This is a genomic window from Massilia sp. YIM B02763, from assembly GCF_030412015.1.
Classification (GTDB): domain Bacteria; phylum Pseudomonadota; class Gammaproteobacteria; order Burkholderiales; family Burkholderiaceae_D; genus Telluria.
In genome coordinates this window covers 40,201-50,536 of sequence record NZ_JASNRD010000028.1, presented here as the reverse complement: position 1 = coordinate 50,536, position 10,336 = coordinate 40,201, and the positions used below count along the sequence as shown (strand labels likewise).

The following is a 10,336-nucleotide window of genomic DNA, read 5'->3' as shown; positions in this document are numbered from 1 at the left end:
ATCCTGGAGAAGCCTGATGACCAACACAACATTATTATCCCAAACAGCAGTGCGCCTTCGCGGGAACGACGTTTTTTGTTTTTGGGGTATCTTCGATAACTCGACTTCGAACGCGGAGGCAAGATGAAACAACTGACTCTTCCCAGCGGCCGCACGATTCCCATCCTCGGCCAAGGCACCTGGAACATGGGCGAAGACCCGGCCGCCCGCGCCGCCGAGGTCGCGGCCCTGCGCCTCGGCCTGCAGCTCGGCATGAACCTGATCGACACGGCCGAGATGTACGGCGAGGGCGGCGCCGAGGAAGTCGTGGGGGAGGCGATCGCCGGCCGCCGCGACGGCGTCTACCTGGTCAGCAAGGTCTATCCGCACAACGCCAGCCGCGCCGGCGTGCGCGCCGCCTGCGACCGCAGCCTGCGCCGCCTCGGCACGGACCGCCTCGACCTGTACCTGCTGCACTGGCGCGGCGGCGTGCCCCTCGCCGAAACGCTGGACGCCTTCCAGCGCCTGAAGGACGAGGGCAAGATCCTCGACTACGGTGTCTCCAACTTCGATCTCGACGACATGCTGGAAGCGGCTGCCTTGCCGGCCGGCGCCGGCATCGCCGCCAACCAGGTGCTGTACAACCTGGCCCAGCGCGGCATCGAATGGGACCTGCTGGGCTGGTGCCGCGAGCGCGGCATTCCCGTGATGGCGTATTCGCCGCTGGAGTCCTCGCCCTCGGAGCAGGCCGGGCTGCTGGGCCGGCCGCAATTGCGGGCCGTGGCCGCGCGCCACGGCAGGACGCCGGCGCAGATCGCCCTGGCCTGGCTGCTGCGCCAGAAGGGCGTGGTGACGATCCCGAAGGCGGTGCGGCTGGAGCACGTGCGCGCCAACAGCGAGGCGCTGGACATCGAACTGAGCGCCGAAGACCTGGCCCAGCTCGACGCCGGCTTCGCGCCGCCGCAGCGGCGCCGGCCGCTGGCGATGCGCTGACCGGCGCCGGCGTCAGGCGGCGACCGTGCTCGACGATGCCCCCGTCCCGGCCAGCCAGTCGAGCAGGTCGCCGGACGGCAGCGGGCGGCTGAACAGATAGCCCTGGCCCTTGGCGCAATGCAGTTCGCGCACCACGCGCGCCTGCGCCTCGGTCTCGATGCCTTCGGCCACCGTGTTCATGCCCAGGCTCTGCGCCACCTTGACGGTCGCTTCGATCAGGACGCGGTGGTGGTTGCTGGTATCGGCCTGGCATACGAAGGAGCGGTCGATCTTGACCGTGTCCACCGGCAGCAGGTGCAGGCTGGAGAGCGAGGAATAGCCGGTGCCGAAGTCGTCCAGCGCCAGCTTGACCCCGAGCGCCTTCAACTCGTGCAGGCGTTCCTGGACGTGCTGGTCCTGGGCCGCCAGGCTTTCCGTCACCTCGAGCTGGAGCTGCCGCGGCTGCATGCCGTATTCGCGCAGCACGGCGGCGACGGTGACGGGCAGGTCGGCCTGGCCCAGCTGGGCGCGCGACAGGTTCACGGCCAGCAGCCGCGGTGCGCGCGGACCGAGTTCACGCTGCCAGGCGGCGAAGTCGCGGCAGGAGCGGCGCAGCACGAAGTCGCCGAGCGCGCCGATCAGGCCCGATTCCTCGGCCACCTGGATGAAGTCGATCGGCGGGACGATGCCGCGCACCGGATGGCGCCAGCGCACCAGCGCCTCGACGCCGGCGGCGTGGTCGATCGAGCCCGCCGGCGCGAAGCCGACCACGGGCTGGTACACGGTGAACAGCTGGTCGTCGGCCAGCGCCAGGCGCAGGTCGGATTCGATGTCGGCGCGGCGCGCGGCGCGTTCGCGCATCGCGGTCTCGAACACCACGCAACGCGCGCCGCCGGCGCGCTTGGCCTCGACCATCGCGATGCTGGCGTCGCGCAGCATCTCGCCGGCCAATCCGCCGGCATCGTCGCTCCATACCAGGCCCATGCTCATGCGGCAGGTGATGTCCTGGCCCGGCAGCTGGTGCGGCCTGGCCAGCGCATCGAGCAGGCGCAGCGCGACTTTTTCGGCGTCGGCGCGGCAACGCATGCCGTCCAGCACCACGGCGAATTCGTCGGCGCCAGTGCGCGCCGCCAGCTGGCCGCTGCCGGCGGCCGGGTCGATGCGGTCGCTGGGCGGGCGCAGGGCGGCGCGGATGCGCTCTCCCACCTGCACCAGCACGCGGTCGCCGACGGCCTGGCCGTGGGCATCGTTGATCTGGCGGAAGCGGTCGCAATTCAGGAACAGCAGGGCGAAGCCGGCGGTGGCTTCGCCGGCCGGCCGAGCCAGCATTTGCTGCAGCTGTTCCAGCAGCGCTTCCCGGTTCGGCATGCGGGTCAGCGCATCCGTGCGCGCCTGGCTTTTCAGGCGGCGCGCCAGGCGTTCCTGCTCGCGCTGCATTTCCGCGGTGGCGTCGGTCACGGTGGCCATCAGGCGGGTGCCGTCGAGCTTCAGGATGGACAGCGACAGTACCTGGGGACCGCCCGGCACGGCGGCATCGCCCAGCGGCAGGCGCAGGCCTTCGCACACGACGCCGGACGGCTCGGCAAAGGACGCGGCCACGTCGCGCAGCTGCGGCGCGACGTCCTGCAGCACGGTGAACAGGTTGTCCAGGCTGCCGTCGCGCGCCAGCGGCATCAGCAGGCTGGACGACATGGGGTTGAGCATGTCCACGGCGCCGTCCAGGCCCGCCTGCACCAGTCCGATCGGGGCGCGGTAAAGGAACTGGACCAGCGCCTCGTAGGCATCGATCTTGTCGGCGTGCGGCGCGAGTTCGTCGTGTGTCATCGGATCCCCGGGGTCAGGAAGCAGTCCAGCATTCGATGCGATTGCGGCCATTGGCCTTCGCGGCGTACAGCGCGCTGTCGGCGCGCTTCATCAGGGTATCCAGGCTGACCGGCTCGCCGTCGGTCGCGGCCACGCCGACGCTGACGGTGCAGGCGATCTCGCGGCCGTCGAACACGATCGGCTGCCGCGCGATCGACAGGCGCAGGCGCTCGGCGACGGCGGCCGCGCCGGCCAGCGTGGACGAGGGCAGCAGCACGGCGAATTCCTCGCCGCCGACGCGCGCCACCACGTCGACCTGGCGGAAGGTGCGCGTCAGCAGGTTCCCCAACGCGTGCAGGACGGCGTCGCCGCCGGGATGGCCGTAGCGGTCGTTGACGTCCTTGAAGTGGTCGGCGTCGATCAGGATCAGCGCGGTCGGGCGCGGCGCGCGGCGGTTGCGCTGCAGTTCCAGCTCGGCCGCCTCGAAGAAGGCGCGGCGGTTGGCGACGCCGGTCAGGTGGTCGGCGAACAGCGCGTGGCGCCGTTGCTCGATGGCGTCGTGCTTGTCGCTGATGTCGCGCACCACCATGCAGTAGGCCGGCTCGCCCGCTTCCTCCGCGGCCTCGTCGCGGTCCGGCAGCGGCGAGATCATCGTGCTGCCCCAGAAACGGCGGCCGTCGGCGCGCAGGCGCGGGCCCTCGTCGAGCGACCAGCCGTTCTGGTCGGCTTCGCGCAGGCGGTCGCCGGCCTGGTCGGGCGTGGTCGCGTCGGGCGGATAGAACACGGAATACGGCTGGCCGACGACGCCGGCGTCGTGGCCCGTCACGCGGCCGATGGTCTCGTTCCAATCGCTCACGCGCCCCTCCCGGTCGAGGCCGACCAGCGCATAGTCGGTGATGCTGGTGAGGAGGGCGTTCAGCCAGGCATCGTTCTGGCGCAGCTGGCGTTCGCGCCGCACCTGTTCGCTGACGTCCTGCAGCACGGCCATGAGTCGGGTCTCGTCCAGTTTCAGCAGGCTCAGCGACAGTACCTGGGGACGCCGGCGCGCGGGCGGCGCGGCGCCGTTCAGGTGGATGTGCAGGCCGTCGCAGACCATGCCGCTGGGCTGGGCAAATTGCGCGCACAGGTGCCGCAGCTCCGGGGCCACGCGTTCCAGCGCCGTGAACAGATTGGTCAGGTTGCCGTCGCGCTGCAGCGGCATCAGCAGTTGCGCCGAAATCGGGTTGATCATGACGATCTCGCCGTCGGCGCCCGCCTGCACGAGGCCGACGGGGGCCAGGTACAGGAACTGGATCAGGGCCTCGTGTTCGGCGGCCAGCTGGGCGCAGGCATCGTGCGTCATCGCGGCATCACACCTTGCGCTGGACCAGCACGTAGCGCGTGGCCATGCCCGGTTCGGCCAGCAGGCGCAGCGCCACCTTGATGGGGCGCATGCGCAGCGTCAGCACGTAGTCGATGGTGTCGTCCAGGCTGGCCGACTCGTCCTGCGCATCCTCGAAACGCTGCGCCACCATGAAATTGTTCAGGCACGGGGCCACGTTGGTAAACAGCGGTTGGCCCACCACGCGCGGCGCGGTCAGGCCGGCCGCCTCCGATTCGACCCGGTTGTAGCGGCTGACGTTGGTGTCGCCGTCGAAGCCGATCACGCCGAAATCCAGGTTGTCGAGCGCATCCGCATCGAGTTGCTCGAGGCGGGCGAAAAGGCCGGGAGCGGAAAAAGTCAGGTCGGCGGCGTTCATGGTGTCTCCAGCGAAGTTTGGGCGGGAATGTTGCAGATAAGAAAGTCATAGTGACACGGCGTCATGTCCCTGTCAAATCAATCGTGCGCAGGTATTGACGTGGGTGCGGGCTGGCGATTTGACAAGCCTTGGACATGCGTTATGCTGCGCTCCCGCCCCTTTTTTGCGATGCCGACCATGTCCCAACCAAGCCTGCCGCATGCCTCCTGGTGGGAGGATGCGAACGCGCTGAGACGCGTCGTCGCCGACCTGCTCGCCGCCGAGCTGGCGCTGGCGCGTCCCGGCCGGCCGCCGCCGCCGTCCCCGTGGCCGGACGGCCTGGACCTGGTGCGCGACCTGGGCGCCGATTCGCTCGAGCTGATGGGCATGTCGACCGCGCTGGCGGAAGCGCTGCACCTCGCGCCCGGCAGCGCCGACACGCACCTGCTGGCCGAGCCCCGGTTCGCGCACTGGGTCGCGGCGGCGGCCGCATCGTTGCGTGTCGACGACAGCCGGCTGACCTTCCGTACTTCCGGCAGTTCCGGCAGCCCGAAGCGCTGCACGCATGCATTGGCGACACTGTGGCAGGAAATCCACACGCTGGCCGATTTGCTGTCCGGGCGGCGCCGCATCCTGTCGGCCGTGCCGTCCCACCACATCTACGGCTTCCTGTTCACCGTGCTGCTGCCGCGCCGCCTCGGCATCGCGGACGTGGTCGACCTGCGCGCCGTCGGCCCCGCCGCGCTGGCCGGCATGGCGCGACCCGGCGACCTCGTCGTAGCCCATCCGGGGTGGTGGGATGCCGTCGCGCGCCTGGCGCCGACATTCCCGGCCGACGTCGTGGGCGTGACGTCGACGGCGCCGTGCCCCGATCCGCTCGCCGATGCCCTGGCAACGGCCGGCCTGCGCCTGCTGCAGGTCTACGGCAGCTCGGAGACGGCCGGCGTCGGCTGGCGCGAGCAGGGCGGGGCCCCGTACGCGCTGCTGCCGTACTGGTCGCGCACCGACGAGGCGGCGCAACTCGCGCGCGCGCTGCCCGACGGGACGATGGCGCGCTATCCGCTGCAGGACAAGCTGGAGTGGATTGCCGCGGATTGCTTCCGTCCGGCCGGCCGCATCGACGCGGCCGTGCAGGTAGGTGGCACCAATGTGTTTCCGGCCTACGTGGCGGACGTGCTGAGGATGCATCCGGCGGTGCTCGACGCCAGCGTGCGCCTGATGCGTCCCGACGAGGGGACGCGCCTGAAGGCCTTCGTCGTGCTGCGCGACGGCGCGCTTGCATCGCAGGAGGCGTTGCTGGACTGGTGCGCGCAGCGCCTGTCCGTGCCGGAGCGGCCGGCCGCCCTCACGTTCGGACAGCGCCTGCCGCGCCAGGCCAGCGGCAAGCCGGCCGACTGGATCATCGACGCGCAATAGCGGGCGTCGGACGGACGTCAGGCAGCGGCGGCCACCACCACCGGCATGTAGGTATCGAGGAACTCCTGCGGCATGCGGCGCGGCCGGCCGCTGCTGATCTCGATGCAGACGAGGTCCCAGCGGCCGCGCAGCACGGTGGCGCCGTCGCGTTCGCGCACGAGCTGGAAGCGGCGCTCCATCGCCAGCTTGCCGTCGCCGCCCACGAGCCAGGTCGCAAGCAGCAGCGCCTCGCCCTCGGCGGTCGGCAGCAGGTAGTCGTAGTCGCCGCGGCGGATCGCCATGGCGCGGTCCAGGCGCCGGTAATCCTCGAGCGACAGGCCCAGCGCTTCCGAATGCGCCCAGCCGACCTGTTCGCACCAGCGCACGTAGACGGCATTGTTCGTGTGGTTCAGGCCATCGATGTCGGCCGGCTGCGGCGTGCGCGGCAGCGTGAACGGATTCGGGTAGTCCCAGTCCAAGTCGTTTCCTCGTTCGTCAGTGCAGCCGTATTCTACGCTGCCGCGGCGTTTGCGATAATGGCAAGGAGCCAGTGGCAAGGAACTGGAGCACAAGAAAGGTCCCCATGTATACGATGATACTGTTGGTGTACCTGCAGCAGAACCTCGACGTCTCGCTCGACCAGGCCAGGCTGCGCGGCGAGTACCTGCGGCAAGCCGACTGCGAGGCGGCGGCGCGCAAGCTGCGCGGCCCCGTGCCGATCCCCGCCAACTACGCGGCCGCCTGGCAGGACGTCATGTGCGTCAAGGTCGCCAACAACGTGCGCGTCAACGAAGCCGCGCCGCTGGACCTGGCCAGGGCGCTGCAGGCCCATGCGCCGCTGCGCTGCCAGGCCGAGGGCGCGTGGGAGCGGCTTGCCGCGCAGTGCCGTCCGTCCGAGACGAATGGAGCGGCGGGGGAAAAGGCGGCGCGCCGCTGAGTCAGTCGCGCTGCCAGGAGGCGCCGCTGGGACAGGGCACGTTCGCGGCCGATCCCGCTTCGGCCATGCTCTGCGGCAGCACGCCCACGCCGCCGCTGCGCCTGCAGCGCACGCGGTTGCCCTGGCGGTAGCGATAGTAGATCACGCCGTCGGGCGACGTATAGGTGTCCGTCGCCAGCGTGCGCGAATCGTCGATGTGCGCCGCTTCCAGCCCGCGCCGGAAGCGCGCCCACGGCGTGTCCGCTTCCAGCGGCACCCCGGACTTCCCGTTGCGCAGTTCGCGGTCGGCGCGGCCGGCCTGGCGCCGCGCCAGGCCCATCGCGAAGCCGCCGGCGGGCGCCCCGTCGGCGGCAGGCGCCGCCGCGGGCGCCTCCTCTGCGGGCGCCGCGTCCGGCTGCGCGGGCGGCGCGGCAGGCGTGTCGGCGACGGGGGCATGTATTGCCGGCGCCGTCGCGGGAACGGCCTTGCGTCGCGGCACGGGCGCGGGAGGAGGAGAGGAAGCCGGCGCGCGCGGAACCAGGGCCGGCGCGGGCAGTTGCAGCAGGACGCCGACGACTTCCGGCGCGTGCGTGTCAGGCGGACGGGCCTGCTGGCGCAGGAACAGCAGCAGCGCCAGCAGGTGGAAGGCACACGTGAACCCCAGCGCCAGCCGCCTGCGCGAGGCGTCCGGCGCGCCGTTCCACACGGCCGTGGCGCCGGCGTTCACGCGTGCGTCACTTGGCCGTCATCGCCTGCTTGATCGCCACGCAGCGCTGGTCTTCCTGCAGCGTGTCGAGCAGGTTGCGGCGCGTGCCGGCCGTCAGGTCCTTGTTCGCGTCCGCGGCCGCCTGCAGGCGCTTGACGCTGGCCGGCGTGCAGCCGACCGGGATCATCGAGGCGCCGTAGGCACGCATGAACACGGGGCCCGCCGCCTTGTCGATCGCGGCCAGGCCGGACAGGCGCTGCGCGGCGGTCTGCTCGCTCAATGCGCCCTGGCCGGCCGGGTACATATTGCCCATGGCCGTGCGCACGCGCGAGAACTGCAGCTTGGTCTGCAGGTCCTGGATCTTGCCCAGCCATTCCGCCTTGACGGCCGGATCCGGACGCACGACGGTCGCGCCCAGCGCCGCGGCCTGGCCCGTGTCCGACTTGTCGCGCGCCTGTTCGGCCGCGATCAGGGCGGCGGCGCCCGGATAATCGTAGCGGTTCAGGCGGTTGATGATGGCCCAGCGCAGGTCCTGGTCGACGGTGAGGCCCTGCACCTTCTGCTTGCCGTCCAGCAGGGCCGCGAGGCGGTCCAGCGCGGGGCGCGAGCTGGCGACGGACAGGTAGGTGCTCATCCAGCGGCGCTGGAAGTTGGCATCGGCGCTGTTGGCTTCCACGGACGTCCACGCCATGTCCTCGAGCTGGCGCGTGGCGGCCTGGGTGTAGGCGCCGTTCGGGTCGATGTTGTCCAGGTAGCGCTTGGCGGCGTCGATCTTGCCCGCGATGTCGCCTAGCAGCGTGTAGTCCTTCTCTTGCGGCGCGTTGTTCAGGGCGGTGGCGATGAAGTCGTTCAGCGGCAGCTTGGCGTCGCGCACGCCGTCCCACAGCGCCTGCCACAGCATGGCGCGCAGCAGCGGGTCGTCGACCTTGGCCAGGTGGGCGCGCGCCGTGTCGAACGAGCGCTGGTCGAGCTGCACCTTCACGAAGCCCCAGTCGCCGTAGTTCGGGTAGACCAGGTCCGGGCAGGCCGCGCCGGCCATGGCCGGTACCGACGTCTTCGCGCCCTTGTAGATCACGGGAACCGTGCGGTCGAGCTTGACCTCCTTGCCGTCCAGCCTGAAGGTGGCGATCTGCACGCGCTGCTCGCGCAGCGTCGGCAGGGCCTTGCTCGGCGCCGTCTGCTCGATGGCGAAGGACGTCACTTTGCCGTTCGCGCAGCTGAAGTTGGCGGCGATCGTGTTCACGCCCGCCTGGTACAGCCACTCCTTCGTCCAGCCCGAGAGGTCGCGGCCGGCGGCCTGGCCCAGCGCGCCGATGAAGTCGTCCAGCTTCGCATTCTTGTACTGGTACTTGACGAGGTAGTTATGCACGCCCTTGCGGAACACGTCCGCGCCCAGCAGGTGGCGCAGCTGCATCAGCGTCGATGCACCCTTCGAATAGGTGATGGCGTCGATATTGTCGAAGGCGTTCTCGGTGGACGGCACCGGCACTTCGATCGGGTGCGTGGTCACGCGCTGGTCCTGCGCGTAGGCGGCCTGCTTGCCCTGCGAGTAGAAGGCGCGCCAGGCATCCTTGAATTCCGTCGCCTCGGCCGTGGCCAGCGTGCCCATGAAGGACGCGAAGCTCTCGTTCAGCCACAGGCCGTTCCACCACTGCATGGTGACGAGGTCGCCGAACCACTGGTGCGCCATCTCGTGCATGATCACGCCGGCCAGGCGCGCGCGCTGCTCGGCCGTCATGTCGGCCTTGAACAGGAAGCCGCCTTCCGCGAAGGTGATGGCGCCCGCGTTTTCCATCGCGCCGTACAGGAAGTCCGGCACCAGCAACTGGTCGTATTTCTCGAACTGGTAGGGGATGCCGAAATAGTCGTCGAAGAAGGCCAGGCCCGCCTTGGTGTAGCGGAACCATTCTTCCGGCTTGACCTGGGACGCGACCGATTGGCGCGCCATCAGGCGCATCGGGTATTTGCCGCTGTCGTCTTCCCAGACTTTATAGGGACCGGCGTGCATGGAGAAGTTGTAGGGGCTGAGCTTCTTCGTTTGCTTGAACGTCCAGCGCTTGGCGTCGCCCACCGTGTCCACCCTGGTTTCGCGGGTGGTCGAGACGACGGTCCAGTCGGCGGGGGCGGTCGTGGTGACCGTATAGGTGGCCTTCAGGTCCGGCTGGTCGAACACGGCGAACATCTGGTGCGCGGCGGCCGGCTCGAAGTGCGAATAGGTGTAGACGCGGCCGTCGACCGGGTCGACCATGCGGTGCAGGCCTTCGCCGTTGGTGCTGTGCTTGCGTTCGTAGGCGACGACGACCGTGTTGCGGCCCTTGGCGAGGTCCTTCGCCGCCAGCGTGATGAACCAGCCGTTGTACTGCGGCGTGACGCTCTTGCCGTTCACGCTCAGCGACTTGATCGTGGCCTTGTCGAGGTCGACGGTCAGCGGGCTCGCCGTGTCCTTCAGGTCGAACGCAAGGGTCGTCGTGCCGGAGAAGGTTTCCTTGCCCGTCAGCGTGAAGTCCAGCTTGTAGTCGACGTTCGACACGCGCGCCGAGCGGGCGGCCGCTTCGCTCTGTGACAGGAAGGCGTTCTCGGCGCGCGCCGCATTGACGGTTGCCGCGGTGGCGGCGTGGGCGATCGAGACGGAGGCGAGTGCCAGCGCGGAGGCGACGGCGAGCGACATCAGGCGGGGTACGAGGGTATTCACGATGATCCTTGCGAGGATTGACGACATGGACGCGGCTTGTGGCCCCGCCCTTGGGAATTTCGCAAGAATAGCATGACAGCAACGCTATCCGGACCGCATGGAAACGGTTTTTTTACTGGCCGGCGCCCGGCGCGTATGCATGCATGGATCGGATG

At 69.8% G+C, this 10,336-nt stretch carries 9 protein-coding genes; 3 read left to right on the top strand and 6 right to left on the bottom strand.

What is annotated here, in order from left to right; translation table 11 throughout:
• Positions 1–123 precede the first annotated feature (123 nt).
• A complete protein-coding gene (locus tag QPK32_RS24000; protein ID WP_290415300.1) occupies positions 124–972 on the top strand; it encodes an aldo/keto reductase in 849 nt (282 codons plus the stop codon).
• 12 nt (positions 973–984) lie between these two features.
• Here the strand turns inward: QPK32_RS24000 and QPK32_RS23995 are convergent, their stop codons facing one another.
• From QPK32_RS23995 to QPK32_RS23985, 3 genes are read right to left on the bottom strand one after another with little or no spacing between them, the layout of a single operon-like run.
• Positions 985–2,775: a bifunctional diguanylate cyclase/phosphodiesterase gene (locus tag QPK32_RS23995; protein WP_290415299.1), complete on the bottom strand. Its 1,791-nt coding sequence runs from the start codon at positions 2,773–2,775 to the stop codon at positions 985–987.
• 13 nt (positions 2,776–2,788) lie between these two features.
• A complete protein-coding gene (locus tag QPK32_RS23990) occupies positions 2,789–4,096 on the bottom strand; it encodes a sensor domain-containing diguanylate cyclase (RefSeq protein WP_290415298.1) in 1,308 nt (435 codons plus the stop codon).
• Between the two features lie 7 nt (positions 4,097–4,103).
• Entirely contained in the window at positions 4,104–4,493 is a 390-nt protein-coding gene (locus tag QPK32_RS23985; protein WP_290415297.1) for a phosphonate transporter, read from the bottom strand.
• A 177-nt stretch (positions 4,494–4,670) separates the two neighbouring features.
• Between QPK32_RS23985 and QPK32_RS23980 the strand changes: the two genes are divergently transcribed.
• Positions 4,671–5,888, top strand: a complete 1,218-nt coding sequence (locus QPK32_RS23980; RefSeq protein WP_290415296.1) for an AMP-binding protein — start codon at positions 4,671–4,673, stop codon at positions 5,886–5,888.
• Positions 5,889–5,905: 17 nt separating this feature from the next.
• Here the strand turns inward: QPK32_RS23980 and QPK32_RS23975 are convergent, their stop codons facing one another.
• Positions 5,906–6,346 carry a thioesterase family protein gene (locus tag QPK32_RS23975; protein ID WP_290415295.1) on the bottom strand — a complete coding sequence of 147 codons (441 nt, stop codon included), beginning with the start codon at positions 6,344–6,346 and terminating at the stop codon, positions 5,906–5,908.
• A 104-nt stretch (positions 6,347–6,450) separates the two neighbouring features.
• Between QPK32_RS23975 and QPK32_RS23970 the strand changes: the two genes are divergently transcribed.
• Positions 6,451–6,804: a hypothetical protein gene (locus tag QPK32_RS23970; RefSeq protein WP_290415294.1), complete on the top strand. Its 354-nt coding sequence runs from the start codon at positions 6,451–6,453 to the stop codon at positions 6,802–6,804.
• Between the two features lies 1 nt (position 6,805).
• Here QPK32_RS23970 and QPK32_RS23965 read toward each other — a convergent pair whose 3' ends face one another.
• Positions 6,806–7,510: a hypothetical protein gene (locus QPK32_RS23965; protein ID WP_290415293.1), complete on the bottom strand. Its 705-nt coding sequence runs from the start codon at positions 7,508–7,510 to the stop codon at positions 6,806–6,808.
• 7 nt (positions 7,511–7,517) lie between these two features.
• Complete coding sequence (gene pepN, locus QPK32_RS23960) at positions 7,518–10,181, bottom strand: aminopeptidase N (protein WP_290415292.1); 2,664 nt, start codon at positions 10,179–10,181, stop codon at positions 7,518–7,520.
• Between the last annotated feature and the right edge of the window lie 155 nt (positions 10,182–10,336).

Excerpts from the sequence above, each read along its gene's own strand:
- QPK32_RS23970 (WP_290415294.1), top strand. The coding sequence starts at position 6,451 with ATGTATACGATGATACTGTTGGTGTACCTGCAGCAGAACCTCGACGTC.
- QPK32_RS23995 (WP_290415299.1), bottom strand. The coding sequence starts at position 2,775 with ATGACACACGACGAACTCGCGCCGCACGCCGACAAGATCGATGCCTAC.
- QPK32_RS23990 (WP_290415298.1), bottom strand. The coding sequence starts at position 4,096 with ATGACGCACGATGCCTGCGCCCAGCTGGCCGCCGAACACGAGGCCCTG.
- QPK32_RS23980 (WP_290415296.1), top strand. The coding sequence starts at position 4,671 with ATGTCCCAACCAAGCCTGCCGCATGCCTCCTGGTGGGAGGATGCGAAC.
- QPK32_RS23985 (WP_290415297.1), bottom strand. The coding sequence starts at position 4,493 with ATGAACGCCGCCGACCTGACTTTTTCCGCTCCCGGCCTTTTCGCCCGC.
- QPK32_RS24000 (WP_290415300.1), top strand. The coding sequence starts at position 124 with ATGAAACAACTGACTCTTCCCAGCGGCCGCACGATTCCCATCCTCGGC.